The organism is Corallococcus sp. bb12-1 (assembly GCF_026626765.1).
GTDB lineage: Bacteria > Myxococcota > Myxococcia > Myxococcales > Myxococcaceae > Corallococcus > Corallococcus terminator.
In genome coordinates, this window is the sequence record NZ_JAPNJZ010000018.1 from 597,130 (window position 1) to 620,096 (window position 22,967).

Sequence of the window (22,967 nt, forward strand, 5' to 3'; positions counted from 1 at the left end):
CCTTGGCCTCGGGTCGGGCGAAGGGCCCGGCGCGGGCTTCGGCGGACTACTCCGCGTCTTCCCCGCCCAGGTCATCCGCAGCGTAGGGCGCATCATAGTAGTAGCGCGGCGCCACGTCGTGCAGGGGCAGCTGGCGGGTCACGTAGGCCCCCACGCCCATCATCACCAGCGCCAGCGCTGCGTACGTCAGCGGACGGGACGGGCGAGCGCGGTACGCCCACCAGCGGTCCCGGCGGCGCTGGAAGCGGGGCGCCACGGTGTACTCGCGCCAGGCGGCGTCGCGCATCGCCTTCGCCTCCGCCACGAGGCCTTCCTTCGCCAGCACGCGCGACAGCAGCACGCGGCCCTCCACCGAGCCCTGACGCACCAGGAGGAAGCGCTCCAGGGCCTCGCGCGCGCCCTTGAGGTCGCCGCGCTGGAGGCGGAAGCGGCCGCGCTCCAGGTCGATGGCGCCCTGGCGGTAGTCGGCGTCCAGGTGGGCGGCCTCGTCGAGCAGCAGCTCGCCCTTGGGCGCTTCACCCGCGCCCAGGTAGGCCACGCCCAGGAGGTAGAGGGTGTCCACGTCGTCGTCGCCCGCGTCCAGGTTGGGGCGCAAGAGGTCCACCGCTTCCGGGTAGCGCTTCTGGCCCAGGCGGATGTCGGCCAGCTCCGCGCGGGCGCGGCGGTCGTGGGTGTTGGTGAGGATGGTGCCGGCCAGCTCTCCGGCGCGCTGCCACTTCTTCAGGGCGCGCACCGGGCTGGGAAACACCTGGAGGGTGAAGCGGTCCGCCGCGAAGAGCAGCACGGCCAGCAGGGCCAGGGACATGAGGGGGCTGCCCGTCAGCAGCGTGAGGCCCATCCACAAGAACCACTTGGTCAGCACGGTCGAACGTCCTTCCTCATCCGTCACGACCGCGCTTGCCGGCGGCCACCATCACGACCGCTTCCCAGCGGTCTGCCTAGAGCAACCGCGCACAGATGGCGCTGTGCACGTCCGCGCCCCGCTCCGTCAGGGCCAGCCTGGGCCCGTCCCGCGTGGCGAAGCCATGGGCCACCAGCCGCTCGACTTCCGCGCGTCGGGGCTCCACGGGCTGGCCGTATCGCTCACACACGGCCTCCCAGTCCACCCCCGACACCAGACGCAGGCCCATGCTCAGTCGCTCGGCGAAGAGTTCCTCGGGGCCCAGCTCCTCGCGGCTCGCCTCGGGCACCCTGCCCTCCTCCACCGCGCGCAGGTACGCCTCCGGGCTGCGCAGGTTGACGTAGCGGTGGGCCTGGGGGGACAGCAGCATGCCCGTGGCGCCCACACCCAGCGCCAGGTACTCGCCGCCCGTCCAGTACAGCGCGTTGTGCCTGGAGCTGAAGCCGGGGCGCGCGTGGTTGGACACCTCGTAGCGGGCCAGGCCATGGGCGCCGTACACGTCGCGCACCGTGCGGGCCATGGCCACCACGTCGTCGTCCTCCGGCAGCGTGAGCTCGCCTCGCGCCAGTTGCTTGGACAGCGGCGTGTCCTCCGCCAGCACCTCGCGCTCCACCGTCAGCGCGTAGGTGGACAGGTGCTCGGGTTGCAGCGCCACCGCCCGGAGCGCGTCCGCCTCCACCTGCGCGCGCGTCTGGCCGTGCACGCCGTAGATGAAGTCCAGCGCCACCACCGGGAAGTCCGCCTGGCGCGCCGCCGCCACCGCGCCCTCCACCATGGCCGCGTCGTGCGCGCGGCCCAGCGCCTTCAGCGTCTGCGGCTGGAAGGACTGCACGCCCAGGGACAGCCGGTTGATGCCCGCGGCGCGGTAGCCGGCGAAGCGCTCCGCGTCCGCGCGCTCCGGGTTGCCCTCCAGCGACACCTCCAGGCCCGGGGCCAGCGACATGCGCGCGGCGATGCCCTCCAACACCTGGGCCACGTAGCGCGGGTGCCACAGGGACGGCGTGCCTCCGCCCAGGAAGAGCGACTCCAGCGGCTTCGTGCGCAGGGCCGGGTCGGCGGACAGGCGCGCGTCCAGCTCCGCCAGCACCGCGTTCGCGTACCGCTCCTCCGGCACCTGCCGCGCCACCGCCACCGCGAAGTCGCAGTAGGGGCACTTGGCCAGGCAGTACGGGAAGTGCAGGTACAGCCCGAAGCGGGCCGCCTGCATCCCCGTCAGCGGATCCGTGGGCGCGGCGAAGGACATGGAGGTGGAACCTCTACTTCATGGCCTTCAATTGCGCTTCCAGCCTCGCCACCTTCGCCTTGGCGCTGGCAGCCGATTCGAGCGCCGACTCGGCCGCCATCAGCTTGCGCTTCATGGAGGCGAGGTCCGCCTTGAGCTGCTCGCGCTCCTGCGCCCATCCGGCGGGGGCATCCGAAGCGCCCGCCGAGGGGGCCTCCTCGAGCTGGGCTTCGAGCAGTTGCCGGGCCGCCTGCTCCGCCTGCAACGCGGCGTTGGCCTGCGCGAGCTGGGCTTCCAGGGCGGCGCGCTCCGTTTGCTGTGCGCCTCCAGCCTGGGCCTGCGCGGCGTTGGCTTGCGCGAGCTTCGCGTCCAGTGCGGCCTTCGCGGCCTGCTCCGCCTGCAACGCGGCGTGGGCCTGCGCCAGCTTCGCGTCCAGGTCCTTCGCCCGGGCCGCCTGTGTTTCAGCGACGCGGCGCTTGGACTCGGAGGCCTCCAGCGCACCCTCCACCATCTTCACGCGCTGGTGGAGCCGGTCCACCTTGTCCGCTTCGGCGCGGGTCGCCTCCAATTGCTCGGAGAGGGAGGCCAGCTCCTCGCGCTGTCCGCCCTGCCCCGCCGCCAGCGCGTCCACGCGGGCCTCGGCCTCGGCGAGGTTCACCCGGGCGTCCGCGACCTCGGCTTCCACCGCTTCGCGCCGGGTGCGCTCCAGCGACAGCTCCTCCTGCGCCTTCGCGACCTGGGCATGCAGACGCTGCAGCTCCGCGTCGCGCTGGCCCACGGCGGTTTCCAGCATGGACACGCGCGCGGAGAAGCCAACGCGCTCCGCCTGGGTGGTGGCCAGCTTGCGGTCCAACGCGGCCATCTGCTGCTGATGGGCCTCGTCACCGGCCTGCGCGGCCGTCATCTGGGCGGTCAGCTCCGCCACCTTCGCCTCGGCGGCCTGCACCCGGGCTTCGGCGTCGTGCACCCGCGCCTCGGCGTCGTGCACCGCTTCGCCGAGCGCCGCCGCGTCCGACTCCATCCGGTCGCGCAGCGAGACCTGTTCGACCTCCGCCGCCTCCAGCACCTCCCGGAGCGAGGCCAGGTCCGACTCGGCCATCCGCACGCGGACTTCCGCCGCTTCGACCTCCGCGCGCGACCCTTCCTTCGCCTGGGCCAGCTCCGCGTCCAGGGCACGCACTCGCGCCTGGGCCTGGGCGGCTTCCCCGGCACGGCCCTCCAGGGCGCTTCGCAGCGAGGGCAGCTCCGCGGCCTCCCCCGTGCGCGCGGTGAGCGCGGCGCGCAGGCCCACCGCGTCCGCGTCCTTCAGCGCGAGCGTCCGCTCCAGCTCCGTCACGTGCGTCTGGAGCGAGCGCAGCCCGTCCTCCACCACCGCGAGCTGCCGGCGCGCGGCGTCCCGCTCGCCCTCCAACAGCTTCGCGTGGTTGTGCGCCTCTTCCAGCGAGCTGCGCGACCAGTCGCTCTCGCTCTCCAGCGTGCCCAGCGACCCCTGCGCCTCCGCGAGCGCCGCCTCCAACTGGCCGCTGCGCAGGCTCAGCGCGTCGCGCTCCTGGATGAGCGCCTGGGCCTCCGCCGTCAGCCGCTCCACGTCCCCGAGCAGCGACTGGTACTGCTCCTGGACGGCCTCCAGCGCGCCCTGGGCCTCGGACTTGCCGGCGGCCAGCTCCGCCACCCGGTCCTGCGCGAGCCCCAGCGCCTCCTTGGCGCCGACCAGCTCCTCCGCCATCGAACCGCGCGACTCGCGTTCGATCTGGAGTTCCTCCGTCAGCCGGGGGACCTCCGACTCCACCTCCGCCAGCGCGCGCGTGAGGTCCCGGCGGTCCGCTTCCGACGCGGCCAGCTCCGCTTCCAGCGCGCCAAGCTTCGCCTGGGCCAGCTGCGCGCGCTGCTCGTCCTGGGCGCTCTTGCCCGGCGTCCCCGCCGCGCCCGCGTCCTTCTTCGCCTTCTCCAGCGCCGCGCGCAGGGGGGCGAGCTCCGCCTCGCGCTCCGCGTACAGGGCACGTGCTCGGGCCAGCGTCTCCGTCTTCTGCTTCAGGATGCCGCGGAAGAACTCCAGCTTGTCCTCGGGCGAGCCGCCCATGGGCAACCGGGGCTCGGCGGGCTCCGCGAATGGGTCTCCCTTGCCGGGACTGCGCGCCGCGGCCGCCGGGGACAGGGGGGCGGTCGTGGGCAACCCTCCACCGCCGATGGGCGCGGGGGTGGCCGGGACTCGGGCGGCGACCGGTGCTGGCGTGGTCGCGACGGAGCGGGCCGCCAGGTCGGCGGACAAGGGTGCGACCGGCCGACGGGGCGGCAGGGGCGGAGGCGCGCTGGTGGGAGGCTTGGGAACCGTGATGGGCCTGGAGGGCGCCGGGGCGGGCGTCGCCACCGGGGCGTCGCCGTCATCCAGCAAATCCTTGAGGTCCGCGAACGGATCCGCCTCATCCGGAGGGGACGGCATGTGCGCTTCCCAGGTTACCGGCGGCGGGGGGTTTCCACCAGTTACGCGACACACCCGCCGTCGCTTCGCCTGCCTGGCGGGAGGAAGGCGGCACGGTCCGCTCGACGCGGGGGGCGCCGGGCGTTAGCCAATGGGGCAAACATCACACCTCGCACACCTCGCCTTGCCTCCCCGGGGGGGCGGTGACAGCTTCGGACGCTCCCTATGGCCATCCGCTACGCCCTGCCCAACGGTCTCACCGTCGTTTTCGAAGAGCAGCACGCCGCCAAGGTCGCGGCCTTCCAGGTCTGGGTCAAGGCCGGCAGCGCGGACGAACGGCCCGACCAGGCCGGGCTCGCCCACCTGCACGAGCACATGCTCTTCAAGGGCACGGAGCGGCGCGGCCCCGGTGAAATCGCCCGCGACATCGAAGCGCACGGCGGGGAGATCAACGCGTGGACGTCCTTCGACCAGACCGTCTACCACATCGTCATCGCCAGCCAGTTCGCCCGCACGGGCCTGGACATCCTAGGGGACGCGGTGCGCCGCTCCGCGTTCGACAAGGACGAGCTGGCGCGCGAAATCGAGGTGGTGTGCGAGGAGATCAAGCGCAGCTTCGATTCTCCGTCGCGCCGGGCCTCGCGCGCGCTGTTCTCCACCGCCTTCCAGACGCACCCCTACCGGCTGCCCGTCATCGGCACCGAGGAGAGCGTGCGCGGGTTCACCCGCGAGAAGGTGCTGGAGTTCTACCACCGGCACTACACGCCCAGGAACCTGGTGCTGTCCGTCGCGGGCGACCTGCGCGAGTCGGAGCTGCGCGAGTGGGTGGAGGAGATCTTCGGCGGTGACTGGGGCCGGCCCTACGCGGGCCCGGTGGAGCGCCCCCGCGACACTGCGCCCACCGGCCGGCGCGTCCACGTGCAGACGGAGGACGTGAAGGAAGCGTACCTGCACCTGTCGTTCGCCATCCCGGAGCTGGAGCACCCGGACGTGCCCGCGCTGGACATGCTGGCGATGGTCATGGGCCAGGGTGAGTCGTCGTGGCTGGTGCGCGAGGTGAAGCACCGCCAGCACCTGGTCAATGACATCCACGCCTCCGCGTACACGCCCAAGGACCCGGGCATCTTCTCCGTGGGCCTGACGCTGCCGCCGGCCCAGGCCGCGAAGGCGCTCACCCAGACGGCGCGCGTGCTGGAGGCGCTGCGTACGACGCTGGTGCCCGAGGACGAGCTGCGCACGCTTCAGGCGGCGGTTGAGGCGGAGTCCGTCTACCGCAAGGAGACCGTGCAGGGCACCGCGCGCAACCTGGGCTCGTACCAGACGAGCCCAGGCGGCCTGGAGTCCGAAGCCCGCTACATGGAACACATCCGCGGTCTCACGCGCGAGGACCTGCGCCGCGTGGCGCAGAAGTACCTGCGGCTGGAGCACGCTGTCGTCACCGCGCTGGTGCCGCCCGCCGCGGAGCTGACGGAGGCCTCGGTGAACGCCGCGCTGGACGAAGCGGCGAAGAGCCCCGGACTCACGCCCCCGGAGCGCACCGCCCGGACCGCGCCCCCTGACGCCCCGGCGCGTCCGGCCCGGAGCACGGCGGCGTCCGCGCGCTCGGAGGTGTACCAGGAGAAGCTGCCCTCCGGCGCGACGCTGGTGGTGCGCGTGGAGCCCCACGTGCCGCTGTTCTCCATGCGCGCGGCCTTCACCGGCGGCCTGCGCTACGAGACGGTCGAGGACAACGGCATCACCACCCTGGTGAGCCGCACCCTCACGCGCGGCACCACCACGCTGAGCTCGGATGAAATCTCCCAGCTCAGTGACATCTACGCGGGCAACGTCAGCGCCCAGGGCGGCCGCAACTCGGTGAGCCTGAAGGCGGACTTCCTGTCGCGCTACTTCGAGCCCGGCTTCCGGCTGTTCGCGGACTGCCTGCTCAACCCGTCCTTCCGCGAGGAGGACGTGGCCCGGGAGCGCTCGCTGCTGCTCCAGGACATCCTCACCCGCGAGGACAAGCCGTCCGGCCTCGCCTTCGAACTGTTCGCGCGCACGCTGTACCGCGAGCACCCGTACCGCCTGCCGCTCACGGGCGAGAAGGCGTCGGTGGAGAAGCTGGGGCCGGATCAGCTCCGCGCGTACCACCGGCAGCACATGGACCCTTCGCAGATGACGCTCAGCGTGGTGGGCGACGTGCGCGTGGAGGAGGTGCGGGCGCTGGCGCTCGAATTCTTCGGAAAATCGCGCGGCGGCGCGGTGGCTCCGAAGCAGGTGCTGCCGGAAGCGCCGCCTTCGTCTCCTCGCTCGGAGAAGAAGGAGCTGGCGCGCGCGCAGACGCACCTGGTGATGGGCTTCCAGGCGGCGCGGCTGACGGACCGGTGGCGCATCACGCTGGATGTGCTGTCCACGGTGCTGTCGGGCCAGGGCGGCCGGCTCTTCGTCGAGCTGCGCGACAAGCGCTCCATGGCCTACAGCGTGAGCAGCTTCTCCATGGACGGGTTGGATCCGGGCTACTTCGCCGTCTACATGGGCACGAGCCCGGAGAAGGTGGACGCGGCCGTGGCGGGCATGCGCAAGGAGTTGGAGCGCATCCGCGACGAACCGATTCCGGACGCGGAGCTGGAGCGCGCCAAGCAGCACATCATCGGCTCGTACGAAATCGACCTGCAGCGCAACAGCGCCCGCGCGACGCTGCTCGCGCTGGACACCTGCTACGGCGTGGGGCTGGACAACTTCCTGCACTACTCCGAGCACGTGGCGAAGGTGACCGCCGCGGACGTGCAGGAGGTGGCCCGCCGGGTCATCGACTTCGACCGCGTGGCGATGGCCGTCGTGGGGCCGTAGCGACACGGCCGGGGTCGGGGCTGACGTGCGTGGGAGCGTCCAACGGCGCTTCCACGCCGCACCGGCTGGGGTAGAAGGGGCGAATGTCCCAGACCTATCTTTCACTCACCGTGGATATCGCGGAGGAAGCGTCCGAGATCCTCCAGGACCTCCTCCACGAGTCCGGCGCCCTGGGCCTGGAAGTCCGCGATTCCGACATGCCCATCATGCCGGGCGTGCGCGCGCCGGCCCCGGGTGAGGCCATCGTCGTCGCCTACTTCGAGGACCGCGACACCGCGGAGGGCGCTCGCGACGCGGTCGCCGAGTCCCATCCCAACGCGCGCATCACCCTGGACGAGCAGCCCCAGCAGGACTGGAGCAATGAGTGGAAGTCGCTCATCAAGTCCGTGCAGGTGGGCCGCCTCTGGGTGGGCCCGCCCTGGGAGGCGGAGAACGCGCCCAAGGACAAGGTGCGCATCGTGATTGAACCGAAGATGGCCTTCGGCACGGGGGACCACCCCACCACCGCGCTGTGTCTGGCCGCGGTGGACGACTTCATGGCCACGCACCCGGGCGCGAGCGTGCTGGACGTGGGCACCGGCACGGGCGTGCTCGCCATCGCCGCGAAGAAGCTGGGCGCGGGCACCGTCGTGGGCACCGACAACGACCCCGTCTGCGTGGAGCTGGCGCGGGAGAACTGCACCGACAACGCGACGCCGGACCTGGACATCTCCGAGCGTGAGCTGACGCAGGTGCCGGAGACGTTCGACCTGGTGCTCGCCAACATCCTGGCCAACACGCTGATTGAACTGGCGCCCCTCATCGTCGCCAAGGCGAAGGACCGGTTGGTGCTGGCCGGCGTGCTCGCGCACCAGCGCGTGGACGTGGAGGCCGCGTTCCGGAAGCTCGGGTGCACGGTGCTCGCGGGCGCGCAGCAGGGCGAATGGGTGCGCATCGATTTGCAGCGCTGAAAACAAAGGGGGGTCGGGTCGCGAACGATGGTCCGCCAACCCGACCCCTGCCTTGGACTCGCGAGGCTTTCCCCCTTGACCACAGGACCTCGCGACTCCCGCCGTGTGCCGGGAGTCATTGCAGTCCGCGTGCCCGCGTCACCCCTGATGGGGCGCGGGGACATGGAGCGCGGGGTTGTAGCGGGCCGGGTTACGGGGTGCGCGGCGCGTGTGACCTTCCGCGCTACAGCGGGCTCCGAGTCCCGCGAGTGGGGCTCACGCGAAGCCGAGTGAGCCGGCCGCGCGCAGGGAGCCCACGACTTCGCCCCGGGTGTTGAAGAGGCGCGGCTCCGCGTGGTGTTCCAGGCCCGTCATGGGCAGCGGGATGCCTTGCTGTTCAGCCACGAACCGCAGCACCGTGAGGAGCGCGGGCGCGGCGCAGCGGGCATCGCCGTCCTCCACCTTGAGGGCCACGCCCAGCCGGGCCTTGGGCAACGCGGCGCAGTAGACGCCCTCCGCGCCAATCTTCACCACGGCCTCGCCCTGGAAGGCGGTCATCAGGTCCGTGCACGCGCGGCCCTTGCCCGCGACCAGATCCGGGTGCGCGAGCATCGCTTCGCGCAGGCGGCGCGCGGCGGGGTCCTCGGAGATGCCGAAGCGGGCCCACGCGGTGGCCATGGCGCGCAGGGGCAGGCCGAAGCACACCGCGAGGCAGCCATCCACGCCCTTCACCAGCGCGTCGCGCGGCAGGCCCGTCCACTTGGCGATTTCATCCTGGATGCGCTCCTGCACCGGGTGGCCGGCGCTGGCGTAGCCCGTGGGGTCCCACCCGTGGTGACGGGCCAGCGCGAGCATGCCGGCGTGCTTCCCTGAGCAGTTGTTCCACCGGGGCGTGAGCGCCACGCCCGCGCGCAGGGCCTCCTCCGCCACGGCCTGCGACAGCGACGGATGCGGACCGCACGCGAGCTGGTTCTCTTCACAGCCGGACGCGCGCAGCATCTGCATGGCGAGCGCGCGGTGCACGGGTTCGCTGGAGTGGGACGCGCACGCCAGCGCCAGCTCTCGCGGGCCGAAGCCGTAGCGGTCCGCCGCGCCGTCCTGCACCAGCGGCAGCGACTGGAAGGGCTTGGCCGCTGAACGCCAGAAGGTGACGCGGTCCGGATCTCCCGCCGCCGCGACGAGCGTGCTCTCCGCGCTCACCACCGCGACGGAGACGACGTGGAAGGATTCGACGAAGCCGGAGCGGGTGGACTCGATGACGAAGGTGGACATGGGCGTGGCGGCCCATAGCAGGACGGGCGTCCGCGTGTCCTGCCGCACCGGGACCCGCACCCGGGGGACGTGTCCAAAAAAGGGGATGGCGGGGCTGGCGTCCGGGCGGGGCCTGCTGAATCCTTCGCGCCCCTCCTCCCAAGGAAGTCGCCGTGGTCCGCCTCTTCGTCCCCCTGCCCGAGCCCACCCCTTCCGACGTGACGCTCACGGGCGAGCGCCGCCACTACCTCGTGCACGTGCTGCGGCTGGAGGACGGTGACGCGCTGGAGGTGTTCGACGGCAAGGGCCGCGCCTTCGAGGCCCGCGTCACGGGCCTGGGCGCGGAGGAGGTGCGGCTCGTGCTGGGCACCGTTCGCGTGACGCCGCCCGCGCGGGAGATGAGCGTGCTGCAGGGGCTGCCCAAGGGGGACAAGCTGGAGTGGGTGCTGCAGAAGGGCACCGAATTGGGCGCCACCGCGTTCCATCCCGTGGCCACCGCGCGCAGCGTGGTGAAGCTGGAGCCGAAGCGCGCCGAGGAGCGCACCCAGCGGTGGGCCAAGATTGTCGAAGAGGCCGCGCGTCAGTGTCGCCGGGACGACGTGCCGCGCGTGCACCCGCCGCGTCCGCTGCTGGAGGCGGCGCGGTCACTGACGCCGGGCACGCTGCTGCTGGTGCTGGATGAGGAGGAGTCCGCGGTGCCGCTGGGTGAGGCGTTCCGGAGCGTGGGCCCCCAGACGCCGGTGGCGCTGGTGATTGGTCCCGAAGGCGGACTGGCGCGGGAAGAGGTCACCGGCCTGCGCGCGTTGGGAGCACGACCCGTCACGCTGGGAGCGCGCATCCTGCGGACGGAGACGGCGGCGCTCGCGGCGCTCGCGGTGATGCAGCATCTAGACGGGTCGCTCGGGTAGCAGGCGGGCGGACAACCCCTCCCCCCATCCCGGGTCACGGATCCGTGTGCCCATTCCTACGTTTCTGCCATTCGGGACCTCGCGGGTCCCTCAAAAGGAGAGACTCTCATGGGGATCATCGCATTCATCATCATCGGCCTCATCGCGGGCCTCATTGCTCGGGCCATCCTGCCGGGCAAGCAGAGCATGGGCCTGGTGGCCACCACCCTGCTGGGCATGGTGGGCTCGCTGGTGGGCGGCCTCATCGGTTCGCTGTTCCAGCGCAACGGACGCCTCTTCGACCTGCACGCCTCCGGCATCATCATGTCCGTGGTGGGATCGATCCTCGTGCTACTCCTGGTCGGAGCAGCGGGACGGCGCCGCGTCCACGCCTAGCGTGAACGCCCGCTCGCACCGTCCCTTGGAGGACGGCTGCCGAAGGGTTGATGAGCCCCTGACGGTTCCTCGGGCGAGGGACCTCGGGGGCTTGTCCTTTTCTTGCTACAGGCCTGAATGCGGCCTTTCATGGCGGCGGTTGTGCGCATCGCCAGGAGGATCCGTTGTCCAAGTGCCTGAAGTGCGGCGCCTCGCTGCCGCCGGTCGGAGATTGCACCGCTTGCGCCGCCACCGCCGCGCGCCCACCCACGGTCGCACCCGTCCCGAGCCTGCTCGACCGCGACATCCACATTGATCGCCGCAAGCTGGGGGAGCGCACCGCTCCGGTGGCCCACGAGGCCACCACCCTCGACGGCGAGCCGCTGGAGCCGGAGACCCTGCGGGGCACGCCCGTGTTCGCGATGGAGCCTCCGCGCAGCCCCATCACCCCGCCGGGCATGACCCCGACGGTGCGCCCGGCCGCCGGTGCGCCCGTTCCTCCCGCCGCTCCCCGCGCCGCCGCGCCCCGACCCGCGGCGCCTCCGCAGGTTCCGGCCGTGCAGCCCCCGCGTGCCGCCGCGCCCCGCGCCGCCGCGCCCGTGACGGATGGACCGACGATGCGCGCGCCCGCGTCTCCGGCGGATGCGACGGTGCGTGCCGCCGCGCCACAGGCCGATGCGACGGTGCGTGCCGCCGCGCCTCGTCCCGACGCGACCGCTCGGACCGTCACGCCGAATCCCGATGCGACGGTGCGTGCCGCCGTGCCGCAGGCCGATGCGACCGTTCGCATGCCGCCGCGTGCCCCTGTTCCGCCGACGGACGCAGCCACGCGGGCCGAGGCACCGGTTCGCGCCCCCGCGCCGCACGCGGAAGGTCAGGTCCGGGCTCCCGCCGCCGCAGCCCCGCGCGTGGCCCCGCCCGCTCAAGCGGCTCCGCGCGCCGCGCAGCCTGCCGCCCACGCCCCGTCCGGCGCCGTGCTCCCGCCGCGCCCCGCCACCGTGCAGGCGCCGAATGCGGCCCCGGTGGCTGCGAATGCCCCGCCGCGCGCCGCTCCCACGGCGGCCCTGTCGGAGGCGGGCTTCCAGAATCCCGGTGTCGCCGTGCCTCGCGCGGCGCAGTCCCCAGTGAACGCGGAGGCCCGCCCGGGTTCGGTGCCCACGCCGGCCTACGGTACGGAGGCGCACGGTGCGCGTCCCCTGCCGGCGCCCGGTCTGCCTCGCCGAGACGCCGCGCCCGCGCAGGCCCAGGCTTCCTCCGGACTCCCGCGCATGGAGGCACCCGCGCAGGTCCCGGCCGCCTCCGGTCTCCCCCGCATGGAGGCCCCCGCCCAGGCTCCGGCAGCCTCCGGTCTTCCGTACCGGGAAGCCGCATCCTCGTCGCACGAAGAGGACCCGTCCTTCCTTCCCCCGCTGGAGACGCCGGCCTACGCCGCTGCCTCCTTGCCGCCAGCCCCGGGAGTGTCCCGCATGGAAGCCGTGCCCTCCCCCGCCGCCCCTTTGAAGTCGAAGTCGAAGCCCCCCACGCCGGCTCCGGCCGCCGGAGAGGTGCACGCGCGCCCCGCGTCGCTGTGGCGGCGGCTGCTCTCCTTCACCGTCGACACCGCGGCCATTGGCGCCGTGGCGGCGGCCTACATCGTCCTCGCCTCGTCGATTGCGGGCGTGAAGGGTCCCCAGCCGGGACTGACGGGGCTGGATGCCTTCGTCGCCTGGCTGCGCGCACTGCACACCGTGCTGCTGCCGGGCGTGGTACTGGTGCTGGTGCTCGCCACCGTGTACTGCGCCGTCGCGGCCTTCCTCTGGAATGGGCGCACCCTGGGACGGTTGCTCCTGGGACTGCGGCTGGTGGACACCCACGGCATGGCGCCCACCCCGGGCCGGGCCATCTTCCGGGCGATGCTCGCCGGGCTTTCCTTCGTTCTCTTCCTGGGCGGCTTTTGGATGGCGCTGTTCGACCGGCGCGGCCAGACCCTGCATGACAAGCTGACGTCCACCTTCGTCGTCCAACCGAGCTGAAACCGGCTCATTGTGCCTTGCGGCCGTGGCCGTAAGATGCCGCGGCCTTCATGCCTTCCCGCCTTGCCCAGCACCTCGTCTCGCGCGGCCTCCTGAGCCAGGAGCAGGCCGGGGAGTTGTTGCGTCAACACCAGGCCCAGGGTGGCCACCTCGACACCGCGCTGATGGAGCGCGGCATGTCCGAGCAGGACGTCCTCGCGATGCTCGGCGAGGCCTCCGGCTTCCGGCCCGTCAACCTGGTGGACTTCGAGCCCAACCAGGAGGTCGCCACCTTCATCCCTCCGAAAATCGCGGAGCGGCTGAGCGTGGTGCCGCTGTCCCTGGACGGCACCACGCTGCACGTGGCGTGCGCCTACCCGGTGCCGAAGAAGGAGCTCGACGAAGTCGGCTTCCTCCTGGGCAAGCCGCTGGAGCTCTGGGTCGCCATCGAGCTGCGGGTGCGCGAGTGGATCTCCATCATCTACCGCCAGCCGCTGCCGCCGCGCTTCGTCCAGTTGGGCGAGGCGCTCGTCGCGCAGCAGGCCGGGACCCACACCCCACCGCCGCCTCCTCCTCCCGAGGACGAGTCGATGTCGGTGGACATGGTGGAGCAGCTCGCGCGCTCCGTCGCCCAGGAACCCCTGGCGTCCGAGGCCCGGCCCGCCGCCCCGCCTCCGGCCCCCGCTGACATCCCGCCGCCCGCGTACGTGCGCGAACCCCTGCGCCTCAACTCCTCCGCGGGCCCCGTCACGTCGGCCCGAGCAGTCCAGCGCCCCACCCCACCTCCGGCCCCCGCTGACATCCCGCCGCCCGCGTACGTGCGCGAGCCCCTGCGGCTGAACATGCCGGGCAAGCCGGCCCAAGCCACGCCCGCCGCACCGCCGGCGAACCGCACCGCGGCCGTACCCGCGAGCGGCGCGCCCCCGACGCTCTATCCCCCCGGCGAGAAGCCTCTCCCGCCCCCGCCGACCGTGCCCGTGCTGACGCCCGTGGGGCCAGCCACCGCCGCCCCGGGAACACCGCCGGCGAACCGCACCGCGCCCGCCGCCCAGGGACAGCCTCCCGCCACGCGCCCGGCCACGCCCCAGGCTCCCGCCCGGCAAATCGCCACGGACGGTGTCGCGGGAACGCCCGGTCCGCAGGGCGCGGCCCCCCCGGCTTCCGGCCAGAACGCCCGGCCCGGCACTTCCGCCCCGGCACAGGCCACCGCCACGGCGCCGCAGGCCCCGGGTCTGAATGCCCGGACGAGCCCCGCCGCGCCGGCAGCCCCGGTCCCGCCGCCCGCAACGGTGTCACAGCCCCCCGCGCAGAGCGCCCGGACGGGCCCCGCCGCGCAGCCGCCAGTGCCCCCGGCGAATCGCGCGTCCACGCCGCCCCCCGTGTGGCCTCCCGCGCCCGCGCAGCAGGCCCGTGAAGCCGCCCGGGCCGCGACGCCGACCCCGCCGCCCGTTCCACCGGCGCCGCCCCGGGGTGAGCCGTCGTTCATCATCTTCAGCAACCCGGCATCGAATCCGGGCGCCAACCGTCCGCGTGGCACGCAAGAAGGCCCGGCCCCGGTGGCGGGCGCTTCGAGCGCACCGGGTGCGCCCGTGCCGGACTGGACGCTGCCCCAGGCGCGCTCCGCGCTGCGCGAGGCGACGCGGGACCGGGACCGGTTGGTGGACGTGGCGCTGCGCTTCGGCCGCCGCACGTTCGACTACGTGGCCGCCTTCGCGGTGGTGCGAGGCGCCGCGGGCGGTTGGGACGCTCGGGGTGAAGGCCTGGACGCGAGCGCCCTGTCGCAGGTGTCCATCCCGCTGGATGCGAGCAGCGTCTTCCGCACCGTGGCCGTCACGCGGGGCAGCTACGCGGGCCCGCTGCCTCCGGACGCGCTCACGCGGCACTACCTGGAGCTGTTCGGCCGGCAGGCGCCGCGCACCGTCTTCCTGTACCCGGTGGAGGTGAAGGGCCGGCTGGTGGCCATCCTCTACGGGGACTGCGGCCAGAAGCCGATGAGCCAGCGCCGGCTGAGCGACTACATCCTGTTCTGCCAGGACCTGCCGGCCGCATTCCAGGAGCTCATCCTCTTCCGCAAGCAGCGCGTGTCCGAACTGCGCGCGCCGGAAGAAGAGGACATCACCATCGACGTGGACGTGCCCGGCTTCCCGGCCGCGTCCCTGCCCGCGCCCGCGCCCGCCGTGGTCGCGGGCCTCGGCTGGAGCCCGTTCTTCGGTCGGGGAGGCGTGGGCAACCTGGGCCGCGCCGCCGCCATGCCGCCGCGCGTGCTGTCCCCCGAGGAACGGCCGCCCCCGGACTTCACGCCCCTGTTGCGCCGGCTCACCGGCCCGGACGCCGCGCAGCGCTCCAGCGCGATGGCGGAGCTGGCGCGTTCGCCCGAGGCCAGCGCCCGCGTGCTCGCGCAGCACTTCCCCGGGCCCACGGCCTGGAGCCGCCTGCCGGTGGTGGAGTTGCCGGAAGCGGACGAGCTGGGGCCCATCCCCGCCGCGCTGTCGCGCCTGGGCCGTCCCGCGGCCGTCGCGCTGGCGCCGCTGCTGGATTCGAACGACGCGGACGCGCGCTACCTGGCGCTGCTCACCGCGGGCAATCTGCCCTACGCGGAGCTGGTGGACGGGGTGCTGCGCGGCCTCTTCGACATGGAGCCGGACATCTCCAGCGCCGCGCGCGTGGCCGCCGCCGCGCTCAAGCACCTGCCGCGCCTGGACGGGTCCTTGCGCGACCTGCGCCAGGAGCTCACCAGCCGGGACGCGCTGCGCCGCTCGCTGGCGGCCCGGGCCCTGGGCACGCTGCACGACCGCGACGCCATCGAGGGCCTCATCAACCTCACCGGCAGCGACGACGCGATGTGCGCGCAGGCCGCCGCCGAAGCACTGCGAGAAGTCACGCGCGCCACGCTGGGCCTGCAGCCGCGCCAGTGGACGTCCTGGTGGGCGGAGAACCGCAGCCGCCGCCGCGCGGACTGGCTCGTGGCCGCGCTGCGCCACCGTGAGCTGGACGTACGGCTGGCCTCCATCGAGGAGCTGAGCCGGGCCCTGCACGACACGCTCGGCTTCTACGCGGACGCGCCCGACACGGAGCGCGAGGCCGCGGTGCGACGCTGGGAGGCCGCGGCGGTGGATCCCGCCAACGCCCGCCGGCTGAGCATGCTCTGAGGTTCCCACCCGGGAGCGCGCGATGACGGGCGCGATGGGTCTCCGCCTGCTGGCTTACGCAGGACATCTCGCGCTCCGCCTTCTCACGCGGGCTCAGCGGTTAGAGCCCGGGAGCGCGCGATGACGGGCGCCATGTGGGTCAGCCTGTTGGCATGCGCGGGGCAGCTCGCGCTCGCCGGCATCGCGCTGGCCCGCGTGGGCCGGAGTCCCCTCGCGCTGCCGCTGTCGCTGCTGTCCATCGCGCTGTCCACCTGGAACTTCTCCGCCTTCGGACAGGCGCGCTCGGGCGACACGGGCTGGCGGCTGGTGGGCTTCGCCGCTGCGCTGATGACGCTGCCTTGCGCGGTGCACTTCATCCTCGCGTTCGTGGGCCGCAGGCGCCGCTCCGCCTGGGCCATGTACGGCACCTATGGCGTGCTGAGCACGCTCGCGTTCACCATGCTCGTGGCTATCGGCGTGCCCTCGCTGGCCCAGCGGATCAACACCGTCCGCTTCGGCATCGCGGTGAGCCTGCTCGTGCTGCCCATCCTCACCACGGGGTTCGTGCTGCTCGCGCGGCACCTGCGCCGTTCAGGACCGCCGGACGAGCGGGCCCGCGCGGGGCTGGTGCTGCTGGGACTGGCGCTGCTGGTCGCGATGCTGCTCACGGACCTGGCGGCGGACATGGGCCTGCCCGTGCTGAAGCTGGGCAACCTGGGCACGCTGCTGGGCTTGCCGGTGATGGCCACCGCGGCGCTGCGCTTCCAGCTCTTCGGCCAGGACGCGCGGGCCACGAGCGCGGCGGTGCACGCCGTCGTCCTCGCGCTGGTGGGCGTCCTCGCGTACCTCGCGCTCTTCCGCGTGTTCGCCGCGGAGTCCGGCGCGCTCGTCGTGGGCACCACCGCCATCACCTTCTCGCTGCTGGCGGCGGCCCGGCGCGTCGTCACCGGCTTCGTCACCCGGCGCGAACGGATGGAACAACTGGCCACGCTGGGGCGCTTCTCCGCGCAGATGTCCCACGACCTGCGCAACCCCATCGCCGCGCTCAAGGGTGCCGCGCAGTACCTCAAGGAAGAGCACGCGCGTGGCCACTCGTGGGAAGCGCACGGTGAGTTCCTGGACCTGTTGCTGGAGCAGGTGGAGCGCCTGGACCGGGTGGCGGGCACCTACCAGCGACTCGCGCGCGTGGAGCCGCTGCGCCGGCCGCTGGACCTGAACCGGCTGGTGGACGGCGTGCTGTCGCTCCAGGCCTTCGCGAATCCCGGCGAGGTGGTCCTGACGAAGGTGCTCGCGACGGGCCTGCCCGCCTGCGAGGGCGACGAGGACCTGCTCGCCAACGCGCTGGAGAACCTGGTGCGAAATGCCTTCGAAGCGATGCCCACGGGAGGCACCCTCACCGTGCGCACCTTCGAGGACGCCAGCGCGGTGGTGGTGAGCGTGGAGGACACCGGCAGCGGCATGGATGCCCGCACGCGCGAGCGCGCCTTCGACGACTTCTTCACCACGAAGGCGACAGGCAGCGGCCTGGGGCTCGCCTTCGTGCGGCGCGTGGCCGAAGCCCACGGCGGCACGGCGTCCCTGACGAGCGGCGAGGGCCGTGGCACCCTCCTGCGCCTGCGCCTGCCCAAGTCCCCCGCCCTGCCGTCCCAACAGTCCAAGGGAGAAGCCGCGTGAGCGAGCCACTGAAGGGCCATGTGTTGCTGGTGGATGACGACCCGGCCCTGCTCAAGGTGCTGGGCGCGCTGCTCACCCAGGCGGGCCTCACCCCGCACCCCGCCTCCAACGCGCGCGACGCCCTGGCCCTGCTCGCGCGCAGGCCCATCGACGTGGTGTTGAGCGACGTGCGCATGCCGGGCATGAGCGGCCTGGAGTTGCTCGCGGAGGTGGGACGCGGCTGGCCGGACGTGCCCGTGCTCCTGATGACCGCGCACGGCACGGTGCCCCTGGCGGTGGAGGCGATGAAGGCGGGCGCGGCGGACTTCGTGCTCAAGCCCTTTGACCGGGAGGAGCTCCTCTTCTCGCTCCACAAGGCCCTGCTGCGCGCGCAGAAGGAGCCCGAGCCGACGCGCGGCCCCGGCAAGGCACCCGACGGACTCTTCGTGGGCGCGAGCCGGGCCCTGACGGACGTGCAGTCCCTGCTGGCCCGCGCCGCGGTGGGCACGGCCACGGTGCTCCTGCGCGGCGAATCCGGCACGGGCAAGGAGCTGGCCGCGCGAGCGGTGCACGACGGCAGCCCCCGGCGCGCGGGGCCCTTCGTGAAGCTGCACTGCGCCGCGCTGCCGGACACGCTGCTGGAGAGCGAGCTGTTCGGCTACGAGAAGGGCGCCTTCACCGGCGCGGCGACGCGCAAGCCCGGCCGCGTGGAGCTGGCGCACGGCGGCACGCTGTTCCTCGACGAGATTGGCGACGTGTCCCAGGCCGTGCAGGTGAAACTGCTGCGCGTCATCCAGGAGCGCGAGTTCGAACGGCTGGGCGGCACGCAGACGGTGAAGGTGGATGTCCGCTTCGTCGCGGCCACGCATCAGCCGCTCGAGGACCTGGTGCGCCGGGGCACCTTCCGCGAGGACCTCTTCTACCGGCTCAACGTGGTGCCCCTCTGGCTGCCTTCCTTGCGCGAGCGCCCCGAGGACATCGAACCGCTGGCCCGCCACTTCCTGGACGTGCACGCGAAGGCGAACGGCCGGCCGCCGTTCACGTTGAGCGCGGATGGACTCGCGGTGCTCCAATCCCAGCCATGGCCTGGCAACGTGCGCCAGTTGCAGAACTTCATGGAGCGGCTGGTGGTGCTCTCCGACGGGCCCCACCTCACGGGCACGGACGTCGCGCGCGAGCTGTCCCGCCAGCCCGGCCTCGCGCCGCCGCCCGCCGCCGCGCCCCTGCCCTCCTCCGACACCGGCACGCTGGAGTCCCGGCGCAAGGACGTGGAGAAGGACGCGCTGGTGGATGCGCTGAAGCGCGCGGGCGACAACCGCACGCTCGCGGCACGGCTGCTCGGCATCAGCCGGCGCACGCTCTACAACAAGCTGGAAGAGCACGCCCTGCTCTGACGCCTGCCCACGGGCTCCAAGTCCGCCCATGACACGCTATTCCATCACCGCGGTTCTTCGCGGCGAGGGGGCCTGAGCGGCCATGAGTTCGTGACCTGCCAACAAGGGCACACAGGGAAGCAACCGGTGCACTCCGCATGTCAGGGAAATACACACGGCCGGGCGGCTGGCATTATGCTGCCGCCCCGCTCGCCCCCGACGAGACCGGAATCGAACCCCCACCAGCCGCACACCGGCTGGACGACAGAAGGAGCACCATCCCATGTCCCAGACACTCGCAAGCCGTGTGAGCTGCCCTGTCTTCAATTCGCAGGATGCCGGCTACGCGCCGGAGGTCGCCGGCTTCAACGTCACCATCGTCCACACGCCGGAGTACGTGGTCGCCGCGCAGTCCGCCTCGGACGTCGCGGAGGCGGTGCGCTTCGCCCTCGAGAACAAGCTGCGCGTGACGGTGCAGGGCGCGGGTCACGGGTCCTATGTGCCCGTCACCTCCGGCGTCTTCATCTCCACGCGGCGGATGAACCAGGTGAGCATCGACGTCGCGTCGCGCACGGCGACCATCGGCGCGGGCGCGCGCTGGGACGTCGTGGTGGAGGAGGCCGCGAAGCACGGGCTTTCGCCCATCGCGGGTTCGTCCACGAACGTCGGCGTGGTGGGCTACGTGCTGGGCGGCGGTATTGGCCCGCTCGTGCGCAGCCACGGCATCAGCTCCGACTACGTCAGCGGGTTCACGGTCGTCACGGGTGAAGGCGAGCGCGTGGAGGCGAGCGCGGAGCACAACCCCGACCTGTTCTGGGCGCTGCGCGGTGGCAAGGGCGGCTTCGGCATCGTCACCGAGGTGCGGCTGCGCCTCGTGGACCTGGCCATGCTCTACGGCGGCGCGCTCTTCTTCGCCGAGGAGCACATCGACGCGGGGCTGCGCGCCTGGGTCAAGTGGACCGAGGGGGCCGACGCGCGCGTCTCCACGAGCGCCGCCGTCATGCGCTTCCCGCCGTTCGACTTCATTCCGCCTCCGCTCCGGGGCCGCACGCTGCTCACCGTGCGCTTCGCGTTCCCGGGCAGCAGCGAAGAGGGTGCCCGGCTCGCGGCGCCCCTGCGCGCGGCGGCGCCGGTCTACATGGACATGCTGGGGGACCTGCCCGCCTCGCAGATCGCCCGCATCCACAGCGACCCCACGGACCCCATGCCCACCTGGACCGCCGGCGTGATGCTCACCCACGTGGATCAGGACTTCGCGTCCGCGCTGCTGCGCCACGTCGGCGCGGGCGTGCAGTCGCCGTTCCTGATGGTGGAGGTGCGCCACCTGGGGGCCGCGGCCTCGCGCGACGTCGCGGGCGGTTCGGCCGTCGGCGGTCGCGGCGCCAACTTCGTGGTGGGCGTCGTGGGAGCGATTCCGCCGCTGTTCCAGACGGCGATGCCCGCCGCCGAGGAAGGGATGCGCGCGGACCTGAAGTCCTGGCTGTCGCCGGAGATGACCATCAACTTCATGGGCAAGCCCCGCTCGGCCGAGCACTACGAGAGCTGCTGGCCCGCGGACACGCGGACGAAGCTCACGGAGGTCCGCGGCAAGTTCGACCCGCACGGCCTCTTCGCGAGCACGAAGTAGCGCTCAGGGAGCCACCGTCGCCAGCGCTTCCAGCTCCTCCAGGAACGCGGCGACGAGGGCCCCCGGGTCCGGCACCCGCGACGCATCCGACGCCACGCCCAGGGTCACCTGCCCGGCGTAGCTGAAGAGACTCACCCCCAGGCCCACGTGGCCGGCCTGGGGCACCCAGAACGTGAGCCCGTCGAGTCGCGCGCCCGCCAGGGACACCGGCTGGCGCGGTCCGGGCACGTTGGTGGCGACGAGGGACGCCTTGGTCCCCATCACATCCACGACGACGCGCTCCAGCGCGGCGGGCGTGCGCCCCAGCAGCTCCAGCGCGCCGGATGTCACCACCGCCTCGGGCGAGCGCTTGAGGGCCTCCATCCGCTTCGACACCTCGCGAAGCCGGCGGCGAGGGTCCTCCAGGTGCACGGGCAGCCGCAGGAACACCACGCCGAAGCGGTTGCCCAGCTCCCTCGGAACGGGTTCATCCAGGGGCCGCAGGTTCACCGGCACCAGCGCGTGCATGTCCTCCAACGGGGCCTCCCGCGACGCGAGGTAGCGCCGCAGCGCGCCCGTCACCGCCGTGAGCAACACGTCGTTCACGGTGCCACCGAGCGTCTGCCCCACGGCCTTCACACGCGCCAGGGCCACCGGCTCCGACCACGCGGCGAGCTTCCGCGCGCCCAGGGGTCCCCGCAGGGGGGAGCGCGGATCAGGAGGCATCACGAGCAACTTCCCCAGCGCCGCCGCGCCCCGCGCACCCTCCAGCACGAGGTCGCCCGCGAGGATGGGCTCCTGCACCAGCTCCACGCCCTTGCGGAACGCGGCCCGCGCCCCACGGGCCAGCCGCATCCACCCCGGGGCGGACAGGCGTTCCTCGCGCGAGCCACGAAGCGAACCGTCGGAGTCCGGATCCGCCGGAGTGCCCGCGTCGTCACGCGCCGGCACAGCCTCCGCACGAACCGCATCCTCAGGCCCCGTGCCCGCCCGCACCGGATCCGTGAGCGTCAGCAACACCCGCGCGAGCGCGATGCCGTCCGCCATGCAGTGGTGCAGCCGAGCCAGCAGCACGTCCCCGCGCGCCGCGCCCTTCACCAGGTGCAGGTGCCACAACGGCCGGGAGCGCTCCAGCGGCACGCCCAGCCAGTCGCCGACCACCGCCTCCAGCGCCGCGCGTCCTCCCGTCGCCGGCACGCGCAGCGTGGACAGGTGCGCGTCCAGGTCGAAGTCCGTCGCGTCCTCCCAGTGCGGCGCGCCCAGCGCTCCCGGCACCACGCGCTGACGGAAGCGCGGGTAGCGCTCCACCAATCGCTCGCGGACCACCGTGCGCAGCCGCTCGCGATCCATGGGACCGTCGAACCACAGCACCGCGGTGATCATCATCAGGTTCGCGGGCTCCTCCATCTGGAGCCACGCCGCGTCCATGCTCCCCATCCGCTCGCGGCCTGCCATGGCGTCCTTCTCTCCCGCCCGCGCCCGCCGGAGCAAGGCCCAACGCCCGACACCGTCACGGCTTGGGCGGCGGCTCCGGGGCCTGGGGCTTCTCACGCTCGAACTGGAAGGTCTGCCGCGTGGCGCCCGGCACCGTCAGGATGAGCGAGTCCTTCTCCTCGATGGCGTACGTGTAGTCCCCGCCCTTGAACTTCCCCTTCGACAGAGGCACCACGCGCTCCTTGCCGCACACCGGGCCCACCGCCTGTCCATCCTGCGCACGCAGCGCGAGCTTGTCCTTGCCTGACAGCTCCACCTTGCCCCACGCCCGCACCTCCAGCGTGCTGCCCCGGCCGAGCGTCGCGTCATCCAGCCTGGTACGCAGCACGAAGCACCCCGTCGGCGTCAGCCGCAGCGACCGCGCATAGTCCGAACGCGGCTGCACCTCGATGCGGTCCGCGTTCCCCTGCTCGACGTCCGGAAGGCTCGCCGCGGACAACACCCACGTGCCCACCAGCTCCGCCGGCACGGCCGTGCCCTGGAGCGCCTTCGGCCCCTCACACGGATCCTCCACCGGCTTCTCGGGGCTCTTCGGCGCGGGTTCGAAGGCCCGCTCACAGGTGAGGCCGCACGACTTCGCCGCGCACTGCGTGTCGTCCGGCGCACAGGCCGCCTTGCTGGTGCAGGACTTCAGCCGCTTGAGCGAATCCTCACAGCCCTCCCGCATGCACTTGTCGACGCACTCCGCGTCGATGCACTCCGACACGCAGACCCAGTTGGTGCGACCACACACCCCCGCCACCGTGCGAGGAGCCTGGGCCGCCGCGGGCAGCGCGGCACTGAAGACGAGGAGCAGGGCGAAGAGGCGGGACGGTCGCATGCGTACTGCAAGCTAGGCAGTCCCACCCCGGACGACACCCGGAGGCAGGACGCCTGTCCACCGGCCATCATTCCAACGCCCCGCCCTGC

The 22,967-nt window shown here is 72.9% G+C and carries 15 protein-coding genes; 9 read left to right on the forward strand and 6 right to left on the reverse strand.

What is annotated here, in order from left to right:
- Positions 1-46: 46 nt before the first annotated feature.
- From OV208_RS23200 to OV208_RS23210, 3 genes are all read right to left on the reverse strand, one after another.
- Positions 47-859: a hypothetical protein gene (locus OV208_RS23200; protein WP_267576451.1), complete on the reverse strand. Its 813-nt coding sequence runs from the start codon at positions 857-859 to the stop codon at positions 47-49.
- Positions 860-938: 79 nt separating this feature from the next.
- A complete protein-coding gene (hemW, locus tag OV208_RS23205) occupies positions 939-2,144 on the reverse strand; it encodes a radical SAM family heme chaperone HemW (protein WP_267576062.1) in 1,206 nt (401 codons plus the stop codon).
- Between the two features lie 13 nt (positions 2,145-2,157).
- Positions 2,158-4,563: a plectin 1 isoform 8 gene (locus OV208_RS23210; protein ID WP_267576063.1), complete on the reverse strand. Its 2,406-nt coding sequence runs from the start codon at positions 4,561-4,563 to the stop codon at positions 2,158-2,160.
- 204 nt (positions 4,564-4,767) lie between these two features.
- Between OV208_RS23210 and OV208_RS23215 the strand changes: the two genes are divergently transcribed.
- Positions 4,768-7,371 carry a M16 family metallopeptidase gene (locus OV208_RS23215; protein WP_267576064.1) on the forward strand — a complete coding sequence of 868 codons (2,604 nt, stop codon included), beginning with the start codon at positions 4,768-4,770 and terminating at the stop codon, positions 7,369-7,371.
- A gap of 83 nt (positions 7,372-7,454) precedes the next feature.
- Positions 7,455-8,321: a 50S ribosomal protein L11 methyltransferase gene (locus OV208_RS23220; RefSeq protein WP_267576065.1), complete on the forward strand. Its 867-nt coding sequence runs from the start codon at positions 7,455-7,457 to the stop codon at positions 8,319-8,321.
- A gap of 255 nt (positions 8,322-8,576) precedes the next feature.
- Here the strand turns inward: OV208_RS23220 and OV208_RS23225 are convergent, their stop codons facing one another.
- Positions 8,577-9,572 (reverse strand): asparaginase, encoded by a 996-nt coding sequence (locus OV208_RS23225; RefSeq protein WP_267576066.1) that lies wholly within the window; start codon positions 9,570-9,572, stop codon positions 8,577-8,579.
- A 152-nt stretch (positions 9,573-9,724) separates the two neighbouring features.
- Between OV208_RS23225 and OV208_RS23230 the strand changes: the two genes are divergently transcribed.
- The 7 genes from OV208_RS23230 (at position 9,725) to OV208_RS23260 (ending at position 20,585) form a co-directional block, all read left to right on the forward strand.
- The gene (locus OV208_RS23230; protein ID WP_267576067.1) at positions 9,725-10,459 is read left to right on the forward strand and encodes a 16S rRNA (uracil(1498)-N(3))-methyltransferase; all 735 of its coding nucleotides are present in this window, start codon (positions 9,725-9,727) and stop codon (positions 10,457-10,459) included.
- Positions 10,460-10,567: 108 nt separating this feature from the next.
- Entirely contained in the window at positions 10,568-10,834 is a 267-nt protein-coding gene (locus OV208_RS23235) for a GlsB/YeaQ/YmgE family stress response membrane protein (RefSeq protein WP_267576068.1), read from the forward strand.
- A 164-nt stretch (positions 10,835-10,998) separates the two neighbouring features.
- The gene (locus OV208_RS23240) at positions 10,999-12,825 is read left to right on the forward strand and encodes an RDD family protein (protein WP_267576069.1); all 1,827 of its coding nucleotides are present in this window, start codon (positions 10,999-11,001) and stop codon (positions 12,823-12,825) included.
- 50 nt (positions 12,826-12,875) lie between these two features.
- A complete protein-coding gene (locus tag OV208_RS23245) occupies positions 12,876-15,953 on the forward strand; it encodes a FrgA protein (RefSeq protein WP_267576070.1) in 3,078 nt (1,025 codons plus the stop codon).
- A 120-nt stretch (positions 15,954-16,073) separates the two neighbouring features.
- Positions 16,074-17,606, forward strand: coding sequence for an ATP-binding protein (locus tag OV208_RS23250; RefSeq protein WP_267576071.1), 1,533 nt, complete (start codon positions 16,074-16,076; stop codon positions 17,604-17,606).
- On the forward strand, positions 17,603-18,979 hold the full coding sequence (locus OV208_RS23255) for a sigma-54-dependent transcriptional regulator (RefSeq protein ID WP_267576072.1): 1,377 nt from the start codon (positions 17,603-17,605) through the stop codon (positions 18,977-18,979). The genes OV208_RS23250 and OV208_RS23255 overlap by 4 nt, the downstream gene beginning before the upstream one ends.
- A gap of 262 nt (positions 18,980-19,241) precedes the next feature.
- Entirely contained in the window at positions 19,242-20,585 is a 1,344-nt protein-coding gene (locus OV208_RS23260; protein ID WP_267576073.1) for an FAD-binding oxidoreductase, read from the forward strand.
- 3 nt (positions 20,586-20,588) lie between these two features.
- On the opposite strand, the gene OV208_RS23265 is transcribed toward OV208_RS23260, so the two are convergent.
- Both OV208_RS23265 and OV208_RS23270 read right to left on the reverse strand, forming a co-directional pair.
- On the reverse strand, positions 20,589-22,019 hold the full coding sequence (locus OV208_RS23265; protein WP_267576074.1) for a WS/DGAT/MGAT family O-acyltransferase: 1,431 nt from the start codon (positions 22,017-22,019) through the stop codon (positions 20,589-20,591).
- 55 nt (positions 22,020-22,074) lie between these two features.
- Positions 22,075-22,878 carry a hypothetical protein gene (locus OV208_RS23270; protein WP_267576075.1) on the reverse strand — a complete coding sequence of 268 codons (804 nt, stop codon included), beginning with the start codon at positions 22,876-22,878 and terminating at the stop codon, positions 22,075-22,077.
- Positions 22,879-22,967 lie beyond the last annotated feature (89 nt).

Coding starts and splice junctions, on each gene's coding strand:
- hemW (WP_267576062.1), bottom strand. CDS start 2,144: ATGTCCTTCGCCGCGCCCACGGATCCGCTGACGGGGATGCAGGCGGCC.
- OV208_RS23210 (WP_267576063.1), bottom strand. CDS start 4,563: ATGCCGTCCCCTCCGGATGAGGCGGATCCGTTCGCGGACCTCAAGGAT.
- OV208_RS23215 (WP_267576064.1), top strand. CDS start 4,768: ATGGCCATCCGCTACGCCCTGCCCAACGGTCTCACCGTCGTTTTCGAA.
- OV208_RS23220 (WP_267576065.1), top strand. CDS start 7,455: ATGTCCCAGACCTATCTTTCACTCACCGTGGATATCGCGGAGGAAGCG.
- OV208_RS23225 (WP_267576066.1), bottom strand. CDS start 9,572: ATGTCCACCTTCGTCATCGAGTCCACCCGCTCCGGCTTCGTCGAATCC.
- OV208_RS23235 (WP_267576068.1), top strand. CDS start 10,568: ATGGGGATCATCGCATTCATCATCATCGGCCTCATCGCGGGCCTCATT.
- OV208_RS23245 (WP_267576070.1), top strand. CDS start 12,876: ATGCCTTCCCGCCTTGCCCAGCACCTCGTCTCGCGCGGCCTCCTGAGC.
- OV208_RS23250 (WP_267576071.1), top strand. CDS start 16,074: ATGACGGGCGCCATGTGGGTCAGCCTGTTGGCATGCGCGGGGCAGCTC.
- OV208_RS23260 (WP_267576073.1), top strand. CDS start 19,242: ATGTCCCAGACACTCGCAAGCCGTGTGAGCTGCCCTGTCTTCAATTCG.
- OV208_RS23265 (WP_267576074.1), bottom strand. CDS start 22,019: ATGGCAGGCCGCGAGCGGATGGGGAGCATGGACGCGGCGTGGCTCCAG.
- OV208_RS23270 (WP_267576075.1), bottom strand. CDS start 22,878: ATGCGACCGTCCCGCCTCTTCGCCCTGCTCCTCGTCTTCAGTGCCGCG.